This window comes from Acidovorax sp. NN32, assembly GCF_057597245.1.
On record NZ_CP199679.1, the window covers coordinates 1,873,352 to 1,895,871 of the forward strand.

Sequence of the window (22,520 nt, forward strand, 5' to 3'; positions counted from 1 at the left end):
TGCCCGAAATGGTGCGCAGGGCATGTGTGCAGGGCTTTGGGCTGTGGTTACCACGCTTTCAGCCCCTCCACGGGCAAGGGCGTTGTGCCAGGCTGGGCATAGGGCTTTCTAGAATCGACGGGAACCGGGTGTGGTGCAGACTGTCAGAACGCCATGGCAGCCGTTCTGCGCCGCTATGGCAACCGGAAATGCCCCCCGCAATGACGACTTTCTTGATGATGTTGATGACCCCGAAGGAGTGCCCGCCCTTGCGTTTGTGCCTTTTCCCGACCCGCTTTACTGTTCGTTCTGGCGCCGCTGCAGGTAGCTTGGCTCTGGCCGCATTGCTGGCAGGCTGTGTGGGCACCACGCCCAAGACGTTTGGGGTGCAGGAGAGTTTTGGTTCGGTGGCCACCTACTCGCGCCTGTTTGACGCCACGCCCGCCCAGACCTGCGAGGCATCGCGCCGCGCGCTGCTGAGCCAGGGCTACATCATCTCCACCCACCAGCCGGAGCTGGTGGAGGGCAAAAAGAGCTTCCAGCCCGAAGCCGAGTCGCACCTGCAGATGGTGGTGCGCGTGGTGTGTGTGCCCGAGGCCAATGACGGCAAGGTGAGCCTGGGCTTTGTGACGGCGCTGCAGGACACCTATGCCCTGCGCAAGACCAACAACTCGGCCAGCGTGGGCGTGGGTGCCATCGGGTCCGTGTCGCTGCCGTTTTCTGCCAGCAGCGAATCGCTGGTCAAGGTGGGCAGCGAGACCATCTCGAAGGACGCTTTCTACGAGAGCTTCTTCGATCTGGTCAAGCGCTACCTCGTGATGGACCAGGCGCAAGCCATCGGTGGCTGACGCGGAGGTTCCAGGCACTGGGGCCTGAGCGCTCTGGGCCTGCGCTCTCAGAGGGGCGTGGCAATCCCCGCAGCGGTTCTCACTCTCCGCGCCAGCGCGCCACCAGCTCCCATCCCTGCGGCCAGTCACCCAGGCCACTGTCGGCATTGAGGTGGCCCCGCGCACCCAGCACCACGTGCTCGGCGTTCCAGGCGCTGGCGCACTGCGCCGAAAAGCCGGGGGTGGAATACGGGTCGCTGGTGCTGCTCATCAGCACCCGTCTCGGCAGGTCGGGCTGGGCGGGCAGCACGGCAGGCAGTGGGGCAAAGCCTTTGGCGTCGGCCGGAAAATTCGGCCCCCCGGGGTCTGGCACCGCCACCAGCAGCAGCGCTTGCACGGGCCGGTGGTGGCGCGCGGCCCAGTGCACCGCGACCAGGCAGCCCAGGCTGTGTGCCACCAGGATGGGGGGCTGGGGCGATGCAGCAATGGCGTCATCGAGCGTGCGCACCCAGGTGTCGCAATCGGGGTGGTCCCAGTCGGCCTGCTCCACCCGCGCCGCGCCCGCGTGCCGGGTTTGCCACAATGACTGCCAATGTGTCGGGCCCGAGTTGTAGATGCCCGGAATCAGCAAAACAGGTCGCGTCGTCATTCAATGTCCATGTTCTCAAAGCAGATCCATCACTGCCCGCCAACAATAGGAAACCGCCGCTGTTCCGGCCAGGGGGGCTCATCGGAAATCGCCCGCCCAAACCTTGAAGTCATCGTTAAGAGCCTGTTCAAAGTTTTTTTGGAGATCGCATTGGAGTGCAATCGGTATGAGTGATGCTTCGGATGCGCTGCATGGGCTCATGCCCATGCAAGCAGCCGAGGCGCCAAACACTTCCAAGTTCGTCGGCCCGATTTCACTCCAACCCTTCGGGCAAGGCACTTGTGCGACTCCAAAAAGACTTTGAACAGGCTCTAAGAAAGCACCCCGTGGAACTGGACAAAAAAGACCGGCAGATCCTCATGGCCCTGCAGCACGACGCGCGGCAAAGCCTGTCGGCGCTGGGCAAGCAGATCGGCCTGTCGCAGCCTGCGATGAGCGAGCGTGTGAAAAAGCTCGAAGACGCGGGCGTGATTGCAGGCTACGCGGCCCGCATCAACCTGGACGCCGTGGGCCTGGGCCTGCAGGCGGTGGTGCGGGTGCGCACCACGCATGAGCACATCCAGCGCTATGTATTGCTGTTCCAGTCCCTGCCCGAAGTGCTGGGTGTGGTGCGCGTGACCGGCGAAGACTGCTTCGTGGTGCGCTGCGCCTTCGGCCAGCCCGCCGACCTGGAGCGTGTGGTGGATGCGCTGGCCGCGTTTGGCAGCGTCTCCACATCACTGGTACTGTCGCACCCGGTGAACAAGGCGGTGCCACTGGGTTAAGAATTTTTGCGTCCAAAGAGCCGCTGACGCTTGATGGATAAGCGCAAATAGCTATAAAAACAATAGCTTCAAGAGAGTGGCTATGGGTTGCGTTGCGAGGCTGGCGGCACCTTGTACCGCAGCTCTGCAAAGAGGCCGCCCAGCGTTGTCACCGACTGCAGGCGCAGCGCCGGTTGTGTGATCCGGCGTGGCAACAGCGGCTTGCCCGCACCCAGTGTGACCTGTGCGATCTGCACGATCAACTCGTCCAGCAGGCCCGCATCATAAAACTGCCCCACCAGCTCGCCCCCGCCCACGATCCACACATTGCGCCCCGCTGCGGCCCGCACCATGGACTGGTGCACGGGCCGCACATCGCCATGCACAAAGCGCACATCGGCGCCCGGGATGGCGCGCAGAGTGCGCGTGCTGAACACCCATGTGGGCTGCACGTAGGGCCATGGCTGGCCTGCGTCGATGGCGTGTTTCAGCATCCATTCGTAGGTGTGCGAGCCCATGGCCAGCGCACCCACGTCGCGGATGAAAGCGGGGTAGCTGGAGCCCTCGATCTCGCCGAACTGCAAGAGCCAGCCAAGGTCATGGTCTGCCGTGGCAATGAAGCCGTCGAGGCTGGAAGCGCCGTAGAACTGTGTGATGGTCATGGGCGCTCACTGTGAAGACCGGCTGCTGACAACGTGCTGGCAGCAAGCTGGGAGGGAGACGGGAAGGCCCGAGTGCGTCAGGGCAACTGCACCGTCTCCGCGAGATGCCCGTACACCGCGGCAATGCGCCGCAGGTGCCGCGACTCGGGGTGCGTCAGCAGCCACAGCTCGGTTTCACAGTCGGCCAGCGACCCGGTGAGTGGGCGCAGGTCGCTGCGGCCCTGGGCCAGAAAGAGGGGCAGCACCCCCACGCCCATGCCCAGGGCCACCAGCTCCATCACGGTGAGCAGGCTGTTGACGCGGTAGGTGGGCTGCGACTTGGGGTATTGCTTTTTGCGCCAGCGCACCGAGGGGTGGTCGGGCAGCGCGTCGTCGGGCGCAATCCAGGCTGCGCGGCCCGCCTCCACGTCGGACAGGACCAGCGGGCTGGCGGTGCCTGCGTACAGCGCGGATCGGATCATGCCCAGTTGCCGACCCACCAGGTGTTGTGGCGGACGCTTGGTGGCGCGCACGGCGATGTCGGTGTCTCGGCGCGTCAGGCTCACCAGTTCATTGCCCGCATGCAGTTCGTATACCAGGGCCGGGTGCCGGGGCTGCAGCACCTGCAGGGCGGGGGCGATGAGGCCGTGCAGGAGGGTGTCGGTGGTGGAGATGCGCACCGTGCCCGACACCTGCTCGGGCTGTGCCTGCGTGGCCGTGCGGGCGGCCTCCAGGGCGGCTTCCACGCGCTCGGCCTGCTCGGCCAGGGCCTGGGCCAGCTCTGAGGCGCGGTAGCCCGCGCGCGAGCGCTCGAACAGCGACTGGCCCAGCCCGCGCTCGATGCGCTGGATGGCACGGAACACCGTGGACGCATCCACGCCAAGTCGTTCACCGGCTGCTGCCAAGGTGCCGGTGCGCACCATGGCCAGTAGCACTTCCAGCTCTGCGGCGCCCAATTGGTATTGCGTGGATGCAATTGATGTTTTCATATTTGCTTATTTTGCTTGCGTCATTGCAATCATAAATTCTGCTGGTCGCCATACGTCGGTAGATACACCGCGGGCGATGTCTACCCCCTTGCCATAGAAAGCCCGCCTATGAAACACACCTGCACCTGCATTGCCTGCCTGTTGAACACCCTCTGTGCCCCACACGCTCAAGGATGGGCCGCATGAGCTCGCGAACAGCCGCATCCGCACTCACCCTGGTCTCGCACGCGCTGTGCCCCTATGTGCAGCGCGTGGCCATCGTTCTGCACGAAAAAGGGCTGGCGTTTGAGCGCCGCACCATCGACCTGGCCCGCAAGCCCGACTGGTTTCTGGCCATCTCGCCGCTGGGCAAGACCCCGGTCTTGCAGGTGCAGGGCCAAAGCCTGTTCGAGTCGGCCGTGATCTGCGAATACCTGGAGGAGGTGGCCATGCCCGTGTTGCACCCGTCAGATCCGCTGCAACGCGCACGCCACCGGGCATGGATGGAGTTTGGCTCTGCCGTGCTGAACACTATCGGCGGCTTCTACGCCGCGCCGGATGAGGCCACGCTGCAGGCCCGCGCGCAGGACCTGCGCAGCCGTTTTGTGCAGATCGAAGAGGCCCTGGGCCAGCGCAGCGTGCCGGGGCCGTACTTTGCGGGGCCGCACTTTGGCATGGTGGACGCGGTGTTTGGCCCGGTGTTCCGGTACTTCGACGTCATCGACACCTTGCCGGGCATGGATGACCTGGCGCTCTGGCAAGGCTTGCCGCTGGTGCAGCTGTGGCGGGCTGCACTGGCTGCGCGCCCTTCGGTGCAGCAGGCCGTGGGGGCCGACTATGCCGAGGGCTTGCGGGCCTTTTTGCGCGCGCGTGGGTCAGCCCTGTCGCGGCGCATGCATGCGGTGGCCGCCTAGGCCCTTCACGCCTACCAGCTCAATCTGCCCAGGTGCCGGGCGCCAGCCCGTCCAGCGTGTACGGCCCGATGGCCGCGCGGATCAGCCGCAGCGTGGGGTGGCCCACGGCGGCCGTCATGCGGCGCACCTGGCGGTTGCGGCCTTCGCGGATGATCAGCTCGATCCAGGCAGTGGGGATGGCCTTGCGTTCGCGGATGGGCGGGTTGCGGTCCCAAACCTCGGGCGCGGGCTCCAGCAGCCGTGCGCGGGCGGGCAGGGTGGGGCCGTCGTTCAGCACCACGCCGCTGCGCAGCGCGGCCAGCGCGGCCTCATCGGGGATGCCCTCCACCTGCACCCAGTAGGTCTTCTCCATCTTGAAACGTGGGTCGGCAATGCGGGCCTGTTGCTTGCCGTCGTTGGTCAGCAGCAGCAGGCCCTCGCTGTCGGCATCCAGTCGCCCGGCCACGTATACGCCGGGCAGGTCGATGTAGTCCTTCAGGCCCTGCCATTTGCCCTCGGCCGTGAACTGGCTGAGCACGCCGTAGGGTTTGTTGAAACGGATCAGGCGGGCGGTCATCGACGACGCGGTGGGAGCGGTGAGGGTGGATCGGGGGGCGCAGGGCTGCCGAGCATAGCCGCAGCGAGGGAGGAAAGAACCAGTGTGGCGCTGAGTGAACAGGGTGGCGTCTGACACCTGCTTCATCCTCCGGCCTGGTCGGGGAGGCGGAGCTTGACAGGTAAAATAGGCTTCCAGCGCTACGCTAGCTTGCGCTGGCAGCTATTTAATCCATAGCTGATTCATCTGGGCAAGTGTTGCCTGACCCTCTCATCCAGGCCTCAAGGAGACACCGCCATGACCACCATTGAACTCGACATTGCCCAGACCATCGGCATCGCTGCCGTGCTGCTGGTGGTGGGCGATTTCATCAAAAACCGCGTGGGCTTGCTCTCGCGTTACTTCATTCCCGGGCCCATCGTCGGCGGACTGGTGTTTTCGCTGATTGCGCTGGTGGGCCACCAGACGGGCCTGTTCACCTTTCAGTTCTACGACAACATGCGCGCCTTTTTGCTGCTGGTGTTTTTCACCACCATCGGCTTTTCGGCCAGCTTCGAGCTGCTCAAGAAAGGCGGTGTCGGCGTAGCGCTGTTTCTGGCCGCCGCCGTGGGCCTGGTGGTGCTGCAGAACCTGCTGGGCGCCGGGCTGGCTGCTGCGCTGGGCGTGCATCCGCTCATCGGCGTGGCGGCGGGGTCCATATCGCTCACGGGTGGGCACGGCACCTCGGCCGCGTTTGGCCCGCTGCTGGAGCAGGCGGGCGCCGCAGGTGCGTTGCCCGCCGCCATTGCGGCGGCCACCTATGGCCTGGTGGCAGGTTGTGTGATTGGCGGCCCGCTGGGCACCCTGCTGATGCGGCGCAATGGCCTGCACACCTCGGGGTTGGCTGCGGGCACGCCAGCCGCTGCCACCGCCACGGCGGCTGGCGCTGTCGACGCCGCCAATGCCTCCACCGCCCGCCCTGCAGCCCCGGCCCCCATGGGCAACAGCGACACTGTGATGTACGCCAGCATCCTGATTGCCGTGTCCATCGGGGCAGGCACGTTGCTGGTCAACTGGCTCAAGGGCCTGGGCATTACGCTGCCTTCGTACCTGGGCCCGATGCTGGTGGCGGCGGTGGTGCGCAACATCATCGACTGGCGCGACAGTGCGTTGCCCCTGCGCCAGTTCGAGGTGGTGGGCAACGTGTCGCTGGCGTTCTTCCTGGCCATGGCGCTCATGTCCATGAAGCTGTGGGAGCTGGCCGAGGTGGCCGGGCCGCTGCTGGTCATCCTGCTTGCCCAGACCGTGCTGATGTTTGCGTATGGCTACTTTGTCACCTTCCGCGTGATGGGGCGCGACTATGATGCCGCCGTCATCGCCGCCGGCCACTGCGGCTTTGGCATGGGCGCCACGCCCAACGCCATGGCCAACATGCAGGCGTTCACCGCCGTCAATGGGCCATCGGTGAAGGCGTTTTTTGTGATCCCGCTCGTGGGTTCGCTCTTCATCGACTTTTTCAACGCCGTGATCATCACGGGCTTCATGAATTATTTGAAGTAGCCCGTTGAAGCGTGGTGCGGCTCAACGGGCTGCATGGGTTTCAGCGCGGCGCACCGGCCCGCAGCCGCGAAGCGGGCACGGCCCGAGCAAGGGCCGTCCCGCAGTGAGGGGCGTCATCCCGCGTAGCGACTCAGGGGCTACAAGAACAATGCGGGGTCCACCATGGTGCGGTTCAGCATCACGCCCCAGTGCAGGTGCGGGCCGGTCACGCGGCCGGTGGCGCCCACCTTGCAGAACGCGTCGCCTGCCTGCAGCACATCGCCCACGCGCACCTCCATGCTGCTCAGGTGGCAGTACATGGTGAGCAGGCCTTGGCCGTGGTCCAGCCACACCGTGCCGCCGTTGAAGAAGTAGTCGCCCACGTCAATCACCCGGCCCGGCAGCGGCGCCACGATGGGCGTACCGGTGGCGGCGGCAATGTCCATGCCGCTGTGCGGATTGCGCGGCTGGCCGTTGAACACGCGGCGCAGCCCGAACGAGCTGGACCGCCGCCCCGGCACGGGCACGCGCATGCGCAGCGATGCCAGCGCCACGCCTGCGGGCTGCTCGGTGAAGGTCGCCATCACCTTCGCCTGGTGGTCGCGCTCGCGCTCGTAGCGGGCCTGGTCCTCGGGAGAGAGGTCCACCGTGCGGGGCGATACCTTGAGGTGCTGCTCCTTGTATTGCTTGGGGGCTACGGCGTAGTGCACCAGGCGCGGGCTGCCGCCGCTTTCGGCCAGCACGGTGATAAACGCATCGCCGGGTGCTGCGGCCAGCGGTATGCCCACGATGGCTGTCCACTCAATGGCATCGCCCACCACCCGCAGCGGCACATCCGCATCGCCCTGGCGCACCTGCGCCACCGGCCGTGTGGCCGCTGGGCCCAGCGACAGCCGCGCCACACCACCGGGCACCTGCAGCGCCTGGGGCCACACCGTGGGCGCGGGTGGCAAGGGCTTGGCGTGCAGCAGCCCCACCAGGGCGGGCTGGGCGAGAAGGCCCGCCGTGCCGATCAAGGCGCTGCGGCGGTTAATGGGGTTGGCTGGGCGGATGAGGGAAGGGCGGGCAGGTTCAGACACGGCAGGGCAACGGTAAGAAAAAAGCGCGGGGGGATGGCAAGCGTGCTGCAGCCGCGCGTGCACGGCGAGCACCCCGCAATTGTGCCGCCCAGCGTTGGCGGCGTCCGCCTACATCGCCACCCCCAGGCCGCCACCTACCATCGCGCCATGCCACCTGCCGCCCCCCGCCGCTTCACCATGTTCACTGTCTTGCTCACGGCCCTGGCCACGGGGGCCCTTGTCTTGTTGGCGCTCAACTTCACGGCGGGCGAGAAAAAGGTGCAGCAACAGCTGCCGCGCCTGTACAACACCGCCCACCCGCAGTTCGAACGTGCCCTGGGCAGTCTGCTGGGCCCGGGCATTGTGGGCGGCAATGCGGTGACCGAGCTGCTCAACGGCGACCAGATCTTTCCGCCCATGCTGGCCGCGATCAAATCCGCGCAAAAAAGCGTCACCTTCGAAACCTACATCTACTGGTCGGGCGACATCGGCAAGCAGTTTGCCGACGCCCTGAGCGAGCGCGCCCGCGCGGGTGTGCCCGTGCATGTGCTGCTCGACTGGGTGGGCAGCGCCAAGATGGAAGAGAGCTACCTGGCCGAAATGAAAGCGGCCGGGGTGCAGATCGAAAAATTCCACAAACCCCACTGGTACAACCTGGCACGCCTGAACAACCGCACCCACCGCAAGCTTTTGGTGGTGGATGGACAGGTGGGCTTTACCGGTGGCGTGGGCATTGCGCCTGAGTGGACGGGCCACGCGCAAGACCCGGAGCACTGGCGCGACTCGCACTACCTGGTGCGTGGCCCCGTGGTGGCGCAGATGCAGGCCACGTTTTTGGACAACTGGCTCAAGGTCACCGGCAAGGTGCTGCATGGCGAGGCGTACTTTCCGGCCATCGCACAAGACCCTCCCGTGGGCACGCAAAAGGCGCAGATGTTCTCCAGCTCGCCATCGAGTGGCAGCGAGAGCATGCAGCTCATGTACCACTTGGCCATCACCGCGGCCGAGCGCAGCATCGACCTGTCGGTGGCGTACTTCGTGCCCGATGAACTGACCCACAAGTTGCTGATGGATGCCCTGGCGCGCGGCGTGCGCCTGCGTCTGGTGACCCCCGGCGAACACACCGACACCGAAACGGTGAAGGCTGCATCCCGCGCCACCTGGGGCCCGCTGCTGCAGGCGGGCGCCGAGATTTATGAATACACGCCCACCATGTACCACTGCAAGGTCATGATCGTGGACCAGCTGCTGGTGTCGGTGGGCTCCACCAATTTTGACAACCGCTCGTTCCGCCTCAACGATGAGGCCAACCTGAACGTGTACGACGCGGCGTTTGCGCAGCGCCAGACCCAGGTGTTTGAAGACGATATCCAGCGGTCACGCCGCGTGACCTACCAGGCCTGGTTGGACCGGCCGCTGCGCGAGAAAGCGCACGAGAAACTGACGGCCTTGTTACGGTCGCAGTTGTGATGGGGTTTGAATGAAATCAGGTGCTGGTGCTTTTGGGTAAAACGCCAGACGCTATCAATAGTGTAGTTTTCTGCGTCTGATGCGGGGGGCGAAGACGCAGCCCGGACTCTTCAACCCAAGCAGGCATTTGCCCCTAGTCCACTGAAACCGAGAAATCGGCTGTGCGCCGGGGTGGCAGCGGGTGCAGCGCAAGGCGCGGGCTGCGGCCAAGGCTGGCCGCCTTGGCAAAGCCCGCAACGCAGCGATGCGCCTGCTACCACCCTGGCCCGAAGGGTGAGGGCCTGGCAGGGCCGCCCTCGTCGTTGCCGTGCTCGCCGGGTGTGCAACCCGCCTGCGCCCGCCGCCTAGAGTGCGGCCCTGCCAGACCCTCACGCACAGCCGATTTCTCGGTTTCAGTGGACTAGTGTCCCAAGTTTCTAACTCGGGACCCTCGTCCATCAGTGCGTCACAAACTCATACGTTACTGCCTCGCTGTCCACCATGTCGAGGATGTCGTCCAGCACATCTTCATCTTCGGTGCTGGCCCACAGGTCTTCGGGGTCTGCCGCAAACAGGGGTTCGATGGCAATGTCCATGAACTTGCCGTCGGGCAGCTTGATGACAGGCGTGCCTTCGGAGGTATCGACCAGCTCCCAGTCGTCGGGCACGGTCATTTCGAGTTGGATGGTGACGTTGAGTTTTTTCATGGCGATTCCTTGTTGCTAACCGGGCAGGGTAACCCACTTTGAGAAGAATGGGTGTGTAGCGCTTACTGCACCAGCGCAATGTGCTATAAAAAATAGAGCATTGGAAGAGGCCTTGTACCTGCGCAGCCTGGCACCGGTACGGGGCGGGCTGCATGGCATGCCACTTGCGTTGCTTGGAGCCTGCTGGTGTCGAAGCCCGCAGATGCTCATGACCGCCCGCAAATGCTCGCGCAGAAACCACCAACGACCATCCCGTGCATAACGCTGCGGGATGCACGCAGGCCTGCTGTATTGTTGGTGGCGATTCCCGTGCCAGGCACCCCCTTCACCAAACTGTCCCTCACCCACCGGAGAACCTCGAAATGATCACCCAAAAAATCTTCGCCGTGGCCGCAGCCGCCGTGGCCGCCACCCTCGCCTTCAGCCAGGCCGCACAAGCCGGCCCCCGGCTCGACAAGATCATGGAGGCCAAGGTCATCCGCGTGGGCACGCCTGGCGACTACCGCCCGTTTGCCATCAAGACCGACGCGGGCTACAGCGGCCACGACATCGATGTGATCGAAACCATGGCCAAGGAGCTGGGCGTGAAGATCGAATACGTGCCCACCACCTGGCCCAACTTGGTGAAGGACCTGCAGGGCGACAAGTTTGATGTGGCGGTGGGCGGCATCACCCGCAACGTCAACCGCATGCGCATCTTTGACATGCTGCCCGGCTACGCTCCCTTTGGCAAAGTGGCCCTGGTGCGCGCGGCCGACAAGGCCAAATACACCAGCGTGGATGCCATGAACCAGCCCGCTGTGCGCGTCATCAAGAACCCCGGCGGCACCAACGAAACCTATGTGCTGGCCAACCTCAAGGCCGCTCAGGTCAGCACGCACGACAGGAACGCCGAGATCCCCGCGCTGATCGCCGAAGGCAAGGGCGACGTGATGATCACCGAAACCTACGAAGCCCTGCACTACGCCAAGGCCGACCCGCGCCTGCACGCCGCGTTTGTGGATGCGCCGCTCACGCCCAAGAACTACCTGGGCTTCATGTTGCCCACCGACGACGCTGACTATGTGCGTGTGATGGGCTTTGTGTGGGGCCTGGTGGACAGTCGGGGCACCATCAAGCAGGCGGCTGACAAGTGGTTGAAGTGATGCGGTTGAAGTGACCAGGGCCGAGGGCTGTGGGCGTTACTCGCCCGGAATCTCCGGCTCCACCAGCAGTGCCAGCAGCTGCAGCGACTCCTGCCAGCCTAGGTAGCACATCTCGGTGGGGATCACCGCCGGGATGCCCGCCTGCACGATGGACACCTCGGTCCCCGCGATCACCTTTTTCAGCTGGATCGTGGTGCGCATCTCGCCCGGCAGGTTGGGGTCGTCAAACCGGTCGGTGTGCACGATGCGCTCGCCCGGCACCAGCTCCACATACTCGCCGCCAAACGCATGCGTGCCGCCACTGCTGAAGTTGGTGAACTGCATGCGGTAACTGCCGCCCACGCGTGCGTCCATGCTCAGCACCCGGCCGGTAAACCCGTGGGGCGGCAGCCATTTGCACATGGCGTCTGGGTCCAGAAAGGCGCGGTAGATGCGCTCTGCCGGGGCGCGCAGCACGCGGTGCAGGGTGACGGTACCGGTGTTGGTGTTGGTCGTCATGCTCGGGTCTCCTTGGGGTGTAGATCTGTGGTGGATGAAAGCGTGAACCGCCAAACCATATCGGTTATTCAACGTGTTCACACCCCTACGACGAACGGACCTGCGCGTTTTCGACACGCCGCTGTTGCAACGGCAAACTTTTTGGCAAAGCCTCAGCCTTTCAGGCCACAACCGTCCGCACCCCAAAGCTCTCGCTGCCCTGCGCCCAGGCCAGCAGCCGGTCAATGTTGGGGTGCTTGCCGGGGAAGGTGCGCGCATCGGCTACATGTTCGGCATACCACTCCAGCCCCAGGGCGGCGGCCGCAGGCGTGATGCGGCCGCCGTACAAGGCAGCCAACGCGGCATACACCACCAGCGACCCGGTCTGTCCGGGCTTGTTCTCGATGGTGGCCAGCACTTGCCCATCCGGGCCCAGCAGGTGCAGGGCGGCGAGGTGGCTGGCGGAGGGGAGTTGCTTGAGACGGTCTGCGAAGTTCATGGGCAAGGACAAAGGGTGGATACCACGGGCGGATTCCCCGGCCCGCAGCGGGTGGATGGGTCGTGTGGGCCTGCATTGTCGTGCCGCCCCGGTGGGCCGCACAAACCATCCCGTGTTCTGCGCAGCGCGCCTGCATCTTTTTGTGGAGGGTTGACCAACTCATAGCCATTTGGTTATTATTGGTTATCCATAACCAATGAGTTATATTTTGTGAAATCCCCTGAAGACCTGACCTTCGCGGCGTTGGCAGACCCCACGCGCCGTTCCATCTTTCAGCAGCTATCCCGGGAAGGGCAGCAGACCGTGAATGTGCTGACGGGGCATTCCCACATTTCCCAACCGGCGGTGTCCAAGCACCTGGCCGTGCTCAAGCGTGCGGGGCTGGTGGAAGACCGCCGTGCCGGGCGCGAAACCTACTACCAGGTGCGGCGCGAAGGATTGGCGCCCCTGGTGGACTGGATGAGCGTCTATGCCGGCTTCTGGAACCAGCGCCTGGATGACCTGGAGAACCTGCTGGGACGCATGGACCAATGACTGCGCAACTCCACACCACCGAAAACACCATGCAGAACCGCCATCACCTTTCCTGCCCTGCACCTGCCGTTGCGTTTACCTTGCAGGCGGTGCGCCATGGCTGACGCAACCCGATCCCACGCCACCGCCCCCACGGCGCCAGGCACGCAGTCCCTGGTGTTCGAGCGGCAGATACCCCACCCGCGCGAGAAGGTCTGGCGGGCGCTCACGCAGTCCTGGCTGATGGAGGAATGGCTCATGGAGAACGACTTCGTGGCCGAAGTGGGGCATCGCTTCACGGTGCGCGCGCAGCCGCTGCCCGGCTGGTCGGGCGTGACGCATTGCGAGGTGACGCTGGTGGAGGAACCCAGCCAGCTTGCCTACCGCTGGGGCAACGGCACCGAGTCGGCCAACGGGCTCATCACCCACATCACCTGGACCTTGCAGGAGCGCGGCGGCGGCACGCTGCTGCGCATGGAGCAGGCGGGCTTCCGGCCCAACGACGGCATCAGCTTCGAGCGCATGGGTGGCCTGTGGCCGCGCATTCTGGAGCGCCTGGAGCAGGTGGTGCTTGGCCACTAAAGCCCACCCAACATCCCCGTCCCCTCACCCACAGTTTTCTCAACCCATGAACTCAAGCATGAACATGACTACGCCCACTCCCCAAACCACCAGCACCCCCGGTGTGCGCATTGCGATCGTCTTTCACAGCGGCTACGGCCACACGGCGCGGCAAGCGCAGGCCGTGAAAGAAGGCGTGGCGCAGGTGGAGGGCACGGAGCCCCTCCTCATGACGGTGGAGGAAGCGCCTTCACGATGGAATGACCTGGCGTCCGCCGACGCGATCATCTTCGGCGCGCCCACCTATGTCGCCAGCGCCTCCGCGCAGTTCAAGGCCTTCCAGGAGGCCACGTCCAACGTGGTGATGGCCAAGGGCCTGGGCTGGAAGGACAAGATCGCCGCAGGCTTCACCAACTCTGGTTCGCGCTCAGGGGACAAGCTTTCCACCCTGATGCAGATGGCCCTGTTTGCCGCGCAGCACGGCATGCACTGGGTGAACCTGGCGCTGCCCCCTGGCAACTGCTCGTCCACCGGTTCGGAAGAAGACCTAAACCGCCTGGGCTTCTGGCTGGGTGCCGCCGCGCAGTCGAACACCGACCAGGGCGCCGACCTGGTGCCGCCGGAGGCAGACCTGGCCACGGCGCGGCACCTGGGGGAACGCGTGGCCCACACCACGCTGCAATTTGTGCGGGGGCGTGTGCACTGAAGCTGGCGGTGTGTGGCCTCTTGTGCTGGCCGCGGAAGGGCACTGCCGGACGCCGGCCGCGAAGCCCATGGCCCATGAATTTGAATGAAATTGGCCGCCAGCGCTTGATAGGTAATCGCTAGCAGCTATCAAAAGTAGAGCGCAACCGATTCGAAGGAAGTTCGTCCACTGCAGGGAGCGACCATCGGGTTCATGCCTGCCACACCCCAAACCCCGCCGACCGCAGGTCGATGCCAATCTCGATCTCGCGGTCCACTGCATCCTCGTAGCTCATGGGGTTGAAGCCTTCGTACAGATCGGGCAGCAGGCGCAGGCCGTATTGCGTCACGAACCGGTTGGCCTGGATGCCCGCCTTGTGCTTGTCAAAGCGCACATCCGGGTCCAGCCCGGTCATGCCCACGTATACGCAGGGCTTGCCCTCGATGTAGCCCGGGTTGCACCGGCGAAAGCGCGGCTCCAGCAGCACGTCTTTGGAGAGTTCGACCACGTAGACGTGGTGGTGGAGCTTGCGGCGGCGCATGGGTGGATGGGATAGACGCGGGTAGTAGGGCTGCGGTGAAGCGCTCTGCGCGGTGCTACTTTTTACTCGTCATCGTCCGCCTGGCCGTCATCGCTCAGGCGGCGGTCCAGCTTGCTGCGCAGCGATTCGGTTTCTTGCAGAAACTGCTCTACTGGCACGGCCGTGGCCACGCGCAGGCTGGGCGGGAACAGGCTGCTCATGTAGAGCGTTTGCGACAAGCGCATGTTGTTGAGCCACTGCGCACCCAGCCACGACGGCACGCCCAGGGCCACCACTGCAGCCACCATCCACGCCAGGCCCACGCGGCGGCGCGGCAGCACGGTCGCCAGGTGGGCATACAGCGCACCAGCCAGCACCAGCACGATCAACACACTGGCGAACTGCGAAAAAACCTCCAGCGAGAAAACGAATGCAGTCAGGTGGGCCACCAGATGCACCACATCCACCCCCAGGGCCGCAGCGCAGGCAATGCGCACGTGGCGCCAGAACTGCAGGTGGCCCGCAAACACTTTGTTGGCCGCCGCCCACACACCCGACCAGGCGCCCAGCACCACCAGCAGCGTGAGCAACACGCCCGGCACGGCCTTCAGGTATTGCGAACTGTCGCGCGCATCCAGCCACGACTCCCCCAGCCCCGCCAGCAGCACCAGCGCCACCAGCGCCGCCGTGGTGCCCACCGTGCGCCACGGAAACTGCGGCAGCGGCTGCTCGTCAGCAATCGGTGCATCGGCCAGGCGCAGCGTGATGTGGGTGTGGCCCAGGTCGATGGGCGCGCCGTCGGGCCAGTCAAAGTGCTCGCCCGGGCCGTGCTGCTTGCGCTGCAGGCGTGCGCCATTGCGCGTCTCCAGCACCTCCACCTGCACGGTGCGTGGCTCGTTCACCGCGCGGTCGATGCGCAGGTGCCGGGGCGCCACAAAGGGGTCGTCCAGCACCAGGTCGCAGTCCAGCGCCCGGCCTACTGTGACGGGCCAGCGCGTGATAGGCGCGCGCGCCAGCAACGCGCCGTGGCGGTCAAAGGCTTCGATAAGCCCCAGGGTCGTCGGCATCGTGCTCATGGTGCGGCCTCCCAGCGGAAGGCCTTGAGGTAGTGGCTGGCCAGCTTCATGCCGTTGTCAAAAGCGATGCCCTGCACGTCCAGGCGGCCCAGCACGCCTTGCGTAGGCTGGTTGATGGACGCGGCCAGAACCGTCATGTTGTACAGACCGGGCAGCTTGCGGTAGGCCGACAGGCAGACCACCGCGCGCAGCGGCAGGCTACCGGGGTCCACAAAGCGCTCGCTGCACTCTGCGGCCGTCTGGTGGCGGTTGCCGCGCCGCTGCAGCTGTTCGTTGGCAAAGCTCTGGGAAAACATCCGGGCGAACCGTGCAGCGCCCAGGGTGGGGGCGTTGTAGGCCTCATAGCTCAGGCGCACTGCGCCGGTGTTGAATTCACCCGCCACCACATCGCTGTCGGCCCGGCATTGCGTGCGCTCCAGGTTCAGGCCCGGAAACGCCGGGTCGCGCCCCGATCCCCAGCACCGCGCCAGCGCATCGTCTGGCACGGGCACGCGGTAGTTGCCGTGGCGCTGCTCGCGAAACGGTGCTTTCAGGAACCGGTCTGTCAGAAGCTGCTGGTGCTCCATCAGTTGCCGCGTCATCTCGGCATGTGCGGCCTGGGTGATGGGCTGGGCGTTGGCCGCACGCTGCACCAGCGCCTGCGCAAACTCGGCCGGGATCAGAAAGCTTACCTGCTCGCCGTCGAGCCGCTTGGCCACGTTCACGCCCAGCACGCGGCCTGCGTCGTCCACCGCCGGGCCGCCGCTCATGCCGGGGTTGAGCGTGCCGCCAAAAAAGATGCGCGGGTAAAAGCTGCGCTTGACCAGCCCGTTGTAGGTGCCCTCGGTCACGGCAAAGCCGATATCGAGCGGGTTGCCCAGCGAGTAGATGCGCTCGCCCTGTGCCAGCGCCTCGTCGGCGGGCCGAAAGCCCAGCACCGGCGCAGCGGCCGTGCGTCCCTTGGCGCGCAGCACGGCCAGGTCGCGCTGCACGTCAAACGCCAGCAGCTCCACCTCGCCCTCCTGCCCCGCCATCGTCACGTACACGCCCCGGTAGCGCTCGGGCTCCAGCGCCAGCTGGCTGGCCACGTGGAAGTTCGTCACGATCAGCCCGTCGGCCGATACAAAAAAACCCGAGCCAATCGACGCCTGCGTGTTGGCATTGCGCAGCAGCGTGCGGATCTGCACCAGCTTGTCGCGCGACAGCTCATAAATGCGCCGGGCATCGCGCGACAGCAGGGCGGCATCCGCCCCGGTGGGTACAGAGGCTGCAGCGGCCCCCGGTGGCGGTGTGGTGCCGTCTGCCGGGTCACTGCCCGCAGGGCGAGTTGCCGGGGGGGCGGCGGGTGGAGGGGCATTCTGTGCTCGGGCGACCAGGGCGCAGAGCAGCAGAACCAAGGACGAGGTAGCCAGCCGCAGGGGCCGGATCAGGGGGAAGGGCATCGCGGTATTCTATGAATGCCCTGCACCTCCCCAGGTTCTGCCTGGGCAACCCATCCAATATCTACGCACCCACGCACCCATGCCAGAAACCCACACCTATCCCATTGGCACGCCCGGCCAGCCCTGGGGCGCCGCAGAGCGCGACCAGTGGCGCGCGCGCCAGGTGCGCCAGCGCAGCTACGCCGACGACGTGCTCACCGCCATCGAGGCACTGCGGGGCCGGTTTGATGTGGAGCTGTATGGCGATGTTGTCTATGCCGATGCTCAGCACCCGGCCGAGCGCTTTCCGCTGCGCGCCATCCGCAGCCGCAACTGGCAACCCGGCCTGCCCAGCGTGCTCGTCACCGGCGGGGTGCACGGCTACGAAACCAGCGGCGTGCACGGCGCGCTGCGTTTTGTAGATTCCCAGGCCGAACGCTTTGCGGGCCGCGCCAACCTGCTGGTGGTGCCCTGCGTCAGCCCCTGGGCGTATGAGCGGTTTCAGCGCTGGAACTTTGACGCCATCGACCCCAACCGCTCGTTCAAAGAAGGCTCCTCCGCGCAGGAATCCCTCGCCCTCATGCGGCTGGTGGCGCAGCACCAAGGCCAATATGGTCAGTTCACTGCCCACATCGATCTGCACGAAACCACCGACACCGACGAATCCGAATACCGCCCCGCCGTGGCCGCGCGCGACGGCAAGGTGTTCGAGCCCGGCAGCATCCCCGACGGCTTCTACCTGGTGGACGACACCGAGAACCCGCAGCCCGCCTTCCAGCAAGCCATCATCGAGGCCGTGGGCCGCGTCACGCACATCGCGCCTGCGGACGACAAGAACGAAATCATCGGCTCGCCCGTGGTGGCCCCCGGCGTGATCCGCTACGAATTCAAGGCCTGGGGCCTGTGCGCCAGCGTGACCGGGGCGCGCTACACCACGACCACCGAGGTCTACCCCGACAGCCCCCGCGCCACGCCCGAGCAGTGCATCGCGGCGCAGGTGGCGGCGGTGTGCGCGGCGGTGGAGTTTGTGTGTGGGGCGCAGTAAACCTGTACCACCGTTTTTTTGAGGGCCAAATTGGCCGCTACCGCCTGATAGATAAGCACTGATAGCTATAAAAATAGAAGCAATAGGGCGCTGAGGCGCTTAAGCACCAAAGCCCAAGCCCACCCACCACCCGCATTGAACAGAGACGCCCATGGACTGGCCCCAGATGCTGGACACCTTCGCCCGCATGCCCGCCGCCGAGCAGCAGGCCTGGTGGCGCATGGCCGCCGGGCTGCTGGCCGTGGTGGTAGCGCTGCTGTGGCTGGAGAGCCGCTACTTCAAGCCCAGCCGCCGCGTGGGCAGTTGGTTGGCGGTGCGCCTGGTGTCGTTGCTGGCCGCGCTTCTGGCGGTGGCGGCCGTGCTGCTGCCCGCGCGCGCCGTGGGCGGGCCCGCTGCGCTGGGCGTGTTTGTGCTGTCGCTCTACACCCTGGGGCCGGTGGTGTGGTTTGGCGGCCATGTGCTGGCCGGGCGCTGGGTGCGGCCCGCACTCTCGCGCGCCGAAAGCTTGGTGCTGGGCCTCACCGGCCTGGCCATCGCCGCCGTGCCCGTCTATGCCAGCCTGCTGGCGCAAAGCGCCCTGCAAACCGCCGCACGCGACGTGGCCCAGCGCCGCGAGCTGCCCGCCAGCAACCCGCCGCTGGCCCACACCGTGCAGCCTGTGCAGCGCTACCAGCTGCCCGGCGTGGGGCTCATCTACACCCAGTCACTTCTGGGCACCCCCGACAACCGCCTGCTGCGCGTGGAGCAGCGCCACGGCGGCGGCCAATGGCCCACGCACCCCCACCCCGTGGCCCACCCCAGCTACTGCACCCACGGCAACGACGTGCACCTGATGTGGTCCGCCCAGGAACCCCCACCCTACCTGCGCCTGCACTGGGCCCAGAGCAACGGTGCACGCACCAAGGCCGAATTCACGCCCCAGCTGGTGTTCGACCCGGCCACTCCCGTGCCCGACTTCCCCCTCACCCTGCGCCCCGACGGCGCCGACCCCGCCGCCCCCATTGCGCGCGAAAGGGCATACCTGGTGCTGGTGAAAGAGGGGCAGGCGGCGCAGCCGCAGCAAGCTCAGCCGCAGCAACCGCCGCAGACCTACACCCAGATGCTGGGCAACCCACCCGAAGCAGGCGAGGTGCGCACGACCGATTGCGTGATGGCGGGCTTCCAGCTCAGCCCCACCGTGGCCAAACAAGGCTGGCAGGTGCAGGCCATGGGGCTGGTGTTTCAGCTGTCCACCGGTGGGCAGCCGTTGCGGGCGTTGGTGGAGCGGAAATAGAGGCGAAATGGGCCATTTCCGCCTGATGAGATTGCCTTTGTTGCTATCAAATTGAAAGCAATAAGGGTTTGGCAAGTAAGTGCAAGTGCCTGCTAGGGATGGCCGCCCAAAGCGCCCAGCAACCGCGCACTCACCTCGGCCGCATCCAGCGTGGCGAACTGCATGTTGTGCTGCTCAGTCAGCGGGCCGTGGCCCGGCTCCATGCGGCCCGCAGCGTCGTAGCCCATGGCCTTGAACTTCCACACCCCGCCAACCAGCTTGAGGGAACCCACATGTGCGCCATCGGCGGTGTGGACGGACACTGCGGCGGCGTTGATGGGGAGCAACTGCAAGGGGCCCGCCAGCGGGCCGGGCGGTATGTGGGCGAAGGTGGGGGGGAGCGGAGGCGTCATGGATGGGCTTTGGTGCTGCGGCAGTTCTTTGGATGAAATTTGCCTCCAACGCTTGTTGGATAAGCGCTACCAGCTATCGAAATAGAAGCAACCTACAGCGAGAGTGCTGCTATTTGCGCTCTGAGCGCTGGCAGATCGTTTTGCACGGTTTGCCACACGATGCTTAGATCCACAGTGAAGTAGCCGTGGGCCAGTGCATTGCGCATTTCATAAGCAAAGCCCCACGGCACATGGGCGTGTTTCTGCGCAAAGTCGGGGTGGTTCTTGGCCACGTTGTTGCAGGCCTCCCCAATCACCTCCAGGTTGCGAATCACAGCGTCGCAGGTCTTGCGGTCTGCCAAAAACGCAGCCAGATCCATACCAGCCGTGTACTCCTGAATGTTGCCGATGGCCTCCAGGATGTGCTGCACGTAGTCCGCCACCCGCAGCGGATGCGCCCGGCTCATACGGTGATCGCCTCGCGCAGCACTTGGTCCCGAAAGCTGGCGGGCAGGCTGTTGGGGGTGAGTACATCCACCTCCATGCCCAGCAACTGTTTCAGTTCAAACCGAATCGCGCCAATGTCCAGCAGCGTGGTTTGCGCGGTGGGCTCCACCAGCAGGTCCAGGTCGCTGTCGGCTGTGTCGTCCCCATGCAGCGCCGAGCCAAACACCCGCACGTTGCTCACACGGTGGCGCAGCGCAATCTCGCGGATTTGCGAGCGGTGGAGGGACAGGGCTTCGGAGGGGCGCATGTTTTGGAGTTTAGCGGCGCAGCGGGTTTTTTAGCCAAATTGGCCGATAGCGCTTGTGAAGCCTACGCTGGAAGCTACTAAAAATATAGCTAGGCTCCTGTAGAAAAATGGTTTCGTGCCCGCTGCCGTTGTTCGCTGTCACGCAAGGAGCGCGCACTACGTCCTGCTCCACCAAGTCCGAAGTGAAATAGGCAAAAGACAAGACCTGACCCCATTGCTCGTACAGATAAAAAAAGCTGAAGGTATTTAATCAACAACCACTTGCAATTAATTGCGCTTCAATTGCTGCCAAACCTAGATTTGTCGTCATTGCATGATTTTTCATCACTGAGGGATTTGGGATTGTTGAATATCCCTTGGGATAAGGGCTGCTAACGTCGAAGTGTGTGTGCGCGTAGTGGTTTCGGAGTTTTGCAAGATAATCGAGAGTTGACTCTAAGGCGTATACTGGTGCGCCAGCATTGCTTTCAGCTTGTTCCAATATTCTGTAGCCAACGACCGAGATTATCATTTTTTCAAAGTGATTTTTGTATGAAAAACCAGACGTGGGTTTTACATATTTATCTGAAATCTGTGCTATTCGTTGTGGCGAGAGTGCACATCGTTGTGCTGTTTCAAGAACGATGGCGTCCATTGCTTGCTCTACCCAGCCGCAGACCTCAAGTATTGCAGCCTTGGAGCTGAGCAGCATAACTCGCAGATTTTGAGGTGACGATGCGTATATTCCCTCATGGTACGTCAGGCTGAGTTGCAATTCTGCATCGCTAAGCATAGCTAGTTGGCGAATATTTTTTTGGAGATTGCTATTCTTTTGATGACCGACTCTTTTGAGGTTGTGTCGTTGCTTGTTAGCGATACTTCGGTGCTGTTTATGAGACGTGTAAGCAAGCTTCCGAGCATCACGTCATTGGTTCTCTTTAATCGTTCTAGGTTGTGGGCAATACCGATTAAAGCTGCCTCAAATACAATGTAACCAAATTTCGTTTCTTTTGAGTTGTCCGTGGCTTTTACCAACTTTTCTACCGTCTCGTTAAAAAGTTTGGAGAGATCTTCTCTGGTAAATTTATCCGCATTGCGGTTTTCTCGCATGAAAGAGTTCAGGAAAGTTGGCATTGTCCCTGTGTAGTTTGCTTGATTTTGATAAAGTGCGAAAAAACGCAATATTAATTCCAGGGATCTAAACCTGCTGCCCTTTCCTGGGAGTAGATTTTTTATTAATTTCCATTTTGGAGATTTGTCTAAATCTTTTAATAAATCGTTGAAACTCCCGGAGTAAATGCAATTTCTGATCTCTTGGTGATTTAGTCTGGATCCTCCGGAGTTAAGTCTGTGAAATATAGTGAATAGATATTCTGCATGCTCTGTTTTGTTTAGATCGCAGCGAATTACTGTTATTGGAAGACTGAGATTTTGTATTTTTTTGTACAAAATTGCAGTTTCTGTGTCGCCGTCGCGAATGTCGAAATTGGTTCGGCCTGATATTTTTGAGTGAATATCTTTTCGTCGAGAAAGTCGCCACTCTTTTTGTTCGTCTAGAAAATTGACGATACTTGTCATTCGCTGCAGGCCGTCGACGACTTGCCATTTTTGAGTGTTGAAGTCTAGACTAAAACACATACTTGGAATGGGTAGCTGTTTTATTAAAGAGTCAATAAATACGGTCTGCTCTGGGAGCTTCCATACAACATCTCTTTGAAAATCCGGCTGAATATCAAGAGTCCCTTCTTTGTATAGCCGGTATAGGTCTGCGCATGATCGAAGTTCATTAAATGCGACAACATCTTTCGGCGGATGCATGTCAGGCAGGGTACCGCTAAATTCTTCGTCTTTGTCGATGCTCATAAATGATCCGGTTTAAATCGCGATATTAATTGATTTTGATCTGCCATTCAGCTTGGGCGCAAATTGGCATAGGCCTCTCTGTTTTGGATCCACGCCGTCCGCAAAAACTACCCGTATCGCTCGATCATGTATTTTTCAGATGCCTCCACTCTCACCAGCACCCTCAGTGCTATGTCAATGGATTCTTTGCAGCTCAGTGATGGGAGGGCGTCTTGGGTAGGTCGACGCTGTGGCGCTTATGCTGCCGGATTCTTGACAGCAGTTCCCGCCCAACTTTGCGTGGGCAACTTGAGCCCATTGGCGATAAGTTGCTTCTTTGCCTGCTTGGAGGCTTGCTTGAGAGCCTCTTCCACCCGGTCTTGCATGGATGC

The 22,520-nt window shown here is 63.4% G+C and carries 27 protein-coding genes; 11 read left to right on the plus strand and 16 right to left on the minus strand.

Features of this window, described 5'->3' with window-relative positions; translation table 11 throughout:
* The first annotated feature begins 200 nt into the window (after nucleotides 1-200).
* A complete protein-coding gene (locus tag ACT89O_RS08600) occupies nucleotides 201-827 on the plus strand; it encodes a DUF2242 domain-containing protein (RefSeq protein WP_228894371.1) in 627 nt (208 codons plus the stop codon).
* 79 nt (nucleotides 828-906) lie between these two features.
* On the opposite strand, the gene ACT89O_RS08605 is transcribed toward ACT89O_RS08600, so the two are convergent.
* The gene (locus tag ACT89O_RS08605) at nucleotides 907-1,455 is read right to left on the minus strand and encodes an RBBP9/YdeN family alpha/beta hydrolase (protein ID WP_487262351.1); all 549 of its coding nucleotides are present in this window, start codon (nucleotides 1,453-1,455) and stop codon (nucleotides 907-909) included.
* Nucleotides 1,456-1,781: 326 nt separating this feature from the next.
* Here ACT89O_RS08605 and ACT89O_RS08610 point away from each other — a divergent pair, with 326 nt between their 5' ends.
* Complete coding sequence (locus ACT89O_RS08610; protein WP_487262352.1) at nucleotides 1,782-2,219, plus strand: Lrp/AsnC family transcriptional regulator; 438 nt, start codon at nucleotides 1,782-1,784, stop codon at nucleotides 2,217-2,219.
* Between the two features lie 80 nt (nucleotides 2,220-2,299).
* Here ACT89O_RS08610 and ACT89O_RS08615 read toward each other — a convergent pair whose 3' ends face one another.
* Complete coding sequence (locus tag ACT89O_RS08615) at nucleotides 2,300-2,860, minus strand: dihydrofolate reductase family protein (RefSeq protein ID WP_487262353.1); 561 nt, start codon at nucleotides 2,858-2,860, stop codon at nucleotides 2,300-2,302.
* Between the two features lie 77 nt (nucleotides 2,861-2,937).
* Nucleotides 2,938-3,828, minus strand: a complete 891-nt coding sequence (locus tag ACT89O_RS08620; protein ID WP_487262354.1) for a LysR family transcriptional regulator — start codon at nucleotides 3,826-3,828, stop codon at nucleotides 2,938-2,940.
* 182 nt (nucleotides 3,829-4,010) lie between these two features.
* Between ACT89O_RS08620 and ACT89O_RS08625 the strand changes: the two genes are divergently transcribed.
* The gene (locus tag ACT89O_RS08625) at nucleotides 4,011-4,721 is read left to right on the plus strand and encodes a glutathione S-transferase family protein (RefSeq protein WP_487262355.1); all 711 of its coding nucleotides are present in this window, start codon (nucleotides 4,011-4,013) and stop codon (nucleotides 4,719-4,721) included.
* A gap of 19 nt (nucleotides 4,722-4,740) precedes the next feature.
* On the opposite strand, the gene ACT89O_RS08630 is transcribed toward ACT89O_RS08625, so the two are convergent.
* Nucleotides 4,741-5,277: a pseudouridine synthase gene (locus tag ACT89O_RS08630; RefSeq protein ID WP_487262356.1), complete on the minus strand. Its 537-nt coding sequence runs from the start codon at nucleotides 5,275-5,277 to the stop codon at nucleotides 4,741-4,743.
* A gap of 276 nt (nucleotides 5,278-5,553) precedes the next feature.
* Between ACT89O_RS08630 and gltS the strand changes: the two genes are divergently transcribed.
* Nucleotides 5,554-6,795: a sodium/glutamate symporter gene (gene gltS, locus ACT89O_RS08635; RefSeq protein WP_487262357.1), complete on the plus strand. Its 1,242-nt coding sequence runs from the start codon at nucleotides 5,554-5,556 to the stop codon at nucleotides 6,793-6,795.
* A 137-nt stretch (nucleotides 6,796-6,932) separates the two neighbouring features.
* Here gltS and ACT89O_RS08640 read toward each other — a convergent pair whose 3' ends face one another.
* Nucleotides 6,933-7,853 carry a peptidoglycan DD-metalloendopeptidase family protein gene (locus ACT89O_RS08640; RefSeq protein ID WP_487262358.1) on the minus strand — a complete coding sequence of 307 codons (921 nt, stop codon included), beginning with the start codon at nucleotides 7,851-7,853 and terminating at the stop codon, nucleotides 6,933-6,935.
* A gap of 177 nt (nucleotides 7,854-8,030) precedes the next feature.
* Between ACT89O_RS08640 and ACT89O_RS08645 the strand changes: the two genes are divergently transcribed.
* Nucleotides 8,031-9,302 carry a phospholipase D-like domain-containing protein gene (locus ACT89O_RS08645; RefSeq protein ID WP_487262833.1) on the plus strand — a complete coding sequence of 424 codons (1,272 nt, stop codon included), beginning with the start codon at nucleotides 8,031-8,033 and terminating at the stop codon, nucleotides 9,300-9,302.
* 437 nt (nucleotides 9,303-9,739) lie between these two features.
* Here ACT89O_RS08645 and ACT89O_RS08650 read toward each other — a convergent pair whose 3' ends face one another.
* Nucleotides 9,740-9,988, minus strand: a complete 249-nt coding sequence (locus ACT89O_RS08650) for a hypothetical protein (RefSeq protein WP_121419513.1) — start codon at nucleotides 9,986-9,988, stop codon at nucleotides 9,740-9,742.
* 362 nt (nucleotides 9,989-10,350) lie between these two features.
* Here ACT89O_RS08650 and ACT89O_RS08655 point away from each other — a divergent pair, with 362 nt between their 5' ends.
* On the plus strand, nucleotides 10,351-11,133 hold the full coding sequence (locus tag ACT89O_RS08655) for a transporter substrate-binding domain-containing protein (RefSeq protein WP_487262359.1): 783 nt from the start codon (nucleotides 10,351-10,353) through the stop codon (nucleotides 11,131-11,133).
* Nucleotides 11,134-11,169: 36 nt separating this feature from the next.
* Here the strand turns inward: ACT89O_RS08655 and ACT89O_RS08660 are convergent, their stop codons facing one another.
* Both ACT89O_RS08660 and ACT89O_RS08665 read right to left on the minus strand, forming a co-directional pair.
* Nucleotides 11,170-11,631: an SRPBCC family protein gene (locus tag ACT89O_RS08660; RefSeq protein WP_487262360.1), complete on the minus strand. Its 462-nt coding sequence runs from the start codon at nucleotides 11,629-11,631 to the stop codon at nucleotides 11,170-11,172.
* Nucleotides 11,632-11,791: 160 nt separating this feature from the next.
* On the minus strand, nucleotides 11,792-12,109 hold the full coding sequence (locus ACT89O_RS08665) for a DUF2322 family protein (protein WP_431152428.1): 318 nt from the start codon (nucleotides 12,107-12,109) through the stop codon (nucleotides 11,792-11,794).
* Nucleotides 12,110-12,319: 210 nt separating this feature from the next.
* Here ACT89O_RS08665 and ACT89O_RS08670 point away from each other — a divergent pair, with 210 nt between their 5' ends.
* The 3 genes from ACT89O_RS08670 (at nucleotide 12,320) to ACT89O_RS08680 (ending at nucleotide 13,889) form a co-directional block, all read left to right on the plus strand.
* Nucleotides 12,320-12,643, plus strand: coding sequence for an ArsR/SmtB family transcription factor (locus ACT89O_RS08670; RefSeq protein WP_431152429.1), 324 nt, complete (start codon nucleotides 12,320-12,322; stop codon nucleotides 12,641-12,643).
* Between the two features lie 96 nt (nucleotides 12,644-12,739).
* Complete coding sequence (locus ACT89O_RS08675; protein ID WP_487262361.1) at nucleotides 12,740-13,204, plus strand: SRPBCC family protein; 465 nt, start codon at nucleotides 12,740-12,742, stop codon at nucleotides 13,202-13,204.
* A 58-nt stretch (nucleotides 13,205-13,262) separates the two neighbouring features.
* Nucleotides 13,263-13,889, plus strand: coding sequence for a flavodoxin family protein (locus ACT89O_RS08680; RefSeq protein ID WP_228894404.1), 627 nt, complete (start codon nucleotides 13,263-13,265; stop codon nucleotides 13,887-13,889).
* A 190-nt stretch (nucleotides 13,890-14,079) separates the two neighbouring features.
* Here the strand turns inward: ACT89O_RS08680 and ACT89O_RS08685 are convergent, their stop codons facing one another.
* The 3 genes from ACT89O_RS08685 to ACT89O_RS08695 all read right to left on the minus strand — a co-directional run bounded on the left by ACT89O_RS08685 (nucleotide 14,080) and on the right by ACT89O_RS08695 (nucleotide 16,885).
* Entirely contained in the window at nucleotides 14,080-14,409 is a 330-nt protein-coding gene (locus tag ACT89O_RS08685) for a hypothetical protein (RefSeq protein WP_010460358.1), read from the minus strand.
* A 62-nt stretch (nucleotides 14,410-14,471) separates the two neighbouring features.
* Nucleotides 14,472-15,464 (minus strand): FHA domain-containing protein, encoded by a 993-nt coding sequence (locus tag ACT89O_RS08690; RefSeq protein WP_487262362.1) that lies wholly within the window; start codon nucleotides 15,462-15,464, stop codon nucleotides 14,472-14,474.
* The gene (locus ACT89O_RS08695) at nucleotides 15,461-16,885 is read right to left on the minus strand and encodes a S1 family peptidase (protein ID WP_487262363.1); all 1,425 of its coding nucleotides are present in this window, start codon (nucleotides 16,883-16,885) and stop codon (nucleotides 15,461-15,463) included. Before ACT89O_RS08695 ends, ACT89O_RS08690 begins: the two co-directional genes overlap by 4 nt.
* Before the next feature lie 79 nt (nucleotides 16,886-16,964).
* On the opposite strand from ACT89O_RS08695, the gene ACT89O_RS08700 reads away from it, so the two are divergent.
* On the plus strand, nucleotides 16,965-17,909 hold the full coding sequence (locus ACT89O_RS08700) for a M14 family metallopeptidase (protein WP_487262364.1): 945 nt from the start codon (nucleotides 16,965-16,967) through the stop codon (nucleotides 17,907-17,909).
* A gap of 151 nt (nucleotides 17,910-18,060) precedes the next feature.
* Nucleotides 18,061-19,182: a hypothetical protein gene (locus ACT89O_RS08705; protein ID WP_487262365.1), complete on the plus strand. Its 1,122-nt coding sequence runs from the start codon at nucleotides 18,061-18,063 to the stop codon at nucleotides 19,180-19,182.
* Between the two features lie 92 nt (nucleotides 19,183-19,274).
* Here the strand turns inward: ACT89O_RS08705 and ACT89O_RS08710 are convergent, their stop codons facing one another.
* The 5 genes from ACT89O_RS08710 to ACT89O_RS08730 all read right to left on the minus strand — a co-directional run bounded on the left by ACT89O_RS08710 (nucleotide 19,275) and on the right by ACT89O_RS08730 (nucleotide 22,149).
* On the minus strand, nucleotides 19,275-19,574 hold the full coding sequence (locus tag ACT89O_RS08710) for a hypothetical protein (protein ID WP_487262366.1): 300 nt from the start codon (nucleotides 19,572-19,574) through the stop codon (nucleotides 19,275-19,277).
* 92 nt (nucleotides 19,575-19,666) lie between these two features.
* Nucleotides 19,667-20,020, minus strand: a complete 354-nt coding sequence (locus ACT89O_RS08715) for a HepT-like ribonuclease domain-containing protein (RefSeq protein WP_487262367.1) — start codon at nucleotides 20,018-20,020, stop codon at nucleotides 19,667-19,669.
* Nucleotides 20,017-20,307 carry a nucleotidyltransferase family protein gene (locus ACT89O_RS08720; protein ID WP_487262368.1) on the minus strand — a complete coding sequence of 97 codons (291 nt, stop codon included), beginning with the start codon at nucleotides 20,305-20,307 and terminating at the stop codon, nucleotides 20,017-20,019. The genes ACT89O_RS08715 and ACT89O_RS08720 overlap by 4 nt, the downstream gene beginning before the upstream one ends.
* Nucleotides 20,308-20,557: 250 nt before the next feature.
* The gene (locus ACT89O_RS08725) at nucleotides 20,558-20,998 is read right to left on the minus strand and encodes a hypothetical protein (protein ID WP_342721647.1); all 441 of its coding nucleotides are present in this window, start codon (nucleotides 20,996-20,998) and stop codon (nucleotides 20,558-20,560) included.
* Between the two features lie 83 nt (nucleotides 20,999-21,081).
* Nucleotides 21,082-22,149, minus strand: a complete 1,068-nt coding sequence (locus tag ACT89O_RS08730; protein ID WP_342721648.1) for a GmrSD restriction endonuclease domain-containing protein — start codon at nucleotides 22,147-22,149, stop codon at nucleotides 21,082-21,084.
* Nucleotides 22,150-22,520: the final 371 nt, after the last annotated feature.

Coding starts and splice junctions, on each gene's coding strand:
- ACT89O_RS08600 (WP_228894371.1), top strand. CDS start 201: ATGACGACTTTCTTGATGATGTTGATGACCCCGAAGGAGTGCCCGCCC.
- ACT89O_RS08605 (WP_487262351.1), bottom strand. CDS start 1,455: ATGACGACGCGACCTGTTTTGCTGATTCCGGGCATCTACAACTCGGGC.
- ACT89O_RS08615 (WP_487262353.1), bottom strand. CDS start 2,860: ATGACCATCACACAGTTCTACGGCGCTTCCAGCCTCGACGGCTTCATT.
- ACT89O_RS08620 (WP_487262354.1), bottom strand. CDS start 3,828: ATGAAAACATCAATTGCATCCACGCAATACCAATTGGGCGCCGCAGAG.
- ACT89O_RS08625 (WP_487262355.1), top strand. CDS start 4,011: ATGAGCTCGCGAACAGCCGCATCCGCACTCACCCTGGTCTCGCACGCG.
- ACT89O_RS08630 (WP_487262356.1), bottom strand. CDS start 5,277: ATGACCGCCCGCCTGATCCGTTTCAACAAACCCTACGGCGTGCTCAGC.
- gltS (WP_487262357.1), top strand. CDS start 5,554: ATGACCACCATTGAACTCGACATTGCCCAGACCATCGGCATCGCTGCC.
- ACT89O_RS08645 (WP_487262833.1), top strand. CDS start 8,031: ATGTTCACTGTCTTGCTCACGGCCCTGGCCACGGGGGCCCTTGTCTTG.
- ACT89O_RS08650 (WP_121419513.1), bottom strand. CDS start 9,988: ATGAAAAAACTCAACGTCACCATCCAACTCGAAATGACCGTGCCCGAC.
- ACT89O_RS08655 (WP_487262359.1), top strand. CDS start 10,351: ATGATCACCCAAAAAATCTTCGCCGTGGCCGCAGCCGCCGTGGCCGCC.
- ACT89O_RS08660 (WP_487262360.1), bottom strand. CDS start 11,631: ATGACGACCAACACCAACACCGGTACCGTCACCCTGCACCGCGTGCTG.
- ACT89O_RS08665 (WP_431152428.1), bottom strand. CDS start 12,109: ATGAACTTCGCAGACCGTCTCAAGCAACTCCCCTCCGCCAGCCACCTC.
- ACT89O_RS08675 (WP_487262361.1), top strand. CDS start 12,740: ATGGCTGACGCAACCCGATCCCACGCCACCGCCCCCACGGCGCCAGGC.
- ACT89O_RS08680 (WP_228894404.1), top strand. CDS start 13,263: ATGAACATGACTACGCCCACTCCCCAAACCACCAGCACCCCCGGTGTG.
- ACT89O_RS08685 (WP_010460358.1), bottom strand. CDS start 14,409: ATGCGCCGCCGCAAGCTCCACCACCACGTCTACGTGGTCGAACTCTCC.
- ACT89O_RS08690 (WP_487262362.1), bottom strand. CDS start 15,464: ATGAGCACGATGCCGACGACCCTGGGGCTTATCGAAGCCTTTGACCGC.
- ACT89O_RS08695 (WP_487262363.1), bottom strand. CDS start 16,885: ATGCCCTTCCCCCTGATCCGGCCCCTGCGGCTGGCTACCTCGTCCTTG.
- ACT89O_RS08700 (WP_487262364.1), top strand. CDS start 16,965: ATGCCAGAAACCCACACCTATCCCATTGGCACGCCCGGCCAGCCCTGG.
- ACT89O_RS08705 (WP_487262365.1), top strand. CDS start 18,061: ATGGACTGGCCCCAGATGCTGGACACCTTCGCCCGCATGCCCGCCGCC.
- ACT89O_RS08710 (WP_487262366.1), bottom strand. CDS start 19,574: ATGACGCCTCCGCTCCCCCCCACCTTCGCCCACATACCGCCCGGCCCG.
- ACT89O_RS08715 (WP_487262367.1), bottom strand. CDS start 20,020: ATGAGCCGGGCGCATCCGCTGCGGGTGGCGGACTACGTGCAGCACATC.
- ACT89O_RS08720 (WP_487262368.1), bottom strand. CDS start 20,307: ATGCGCCCCTCCGAAGCCCTGTCCCTCCACCGCTCGCAAATCCGCGAG.
- ACT89O_RS08725 (WP_342721647.1), bottom strand. CDS start 20,998: ATGCTGCTCAGCTCCAAGGCTGCAATACTTGAGGTCTGCGGCTGGGTA.
- ACT89O_RS08730 (WP_342721648.1), bottom strand. CDS start 22,149: ATGAGCATCGACAAAGACGAAGAATTTAGCGGTACCCTGCCTGACATG.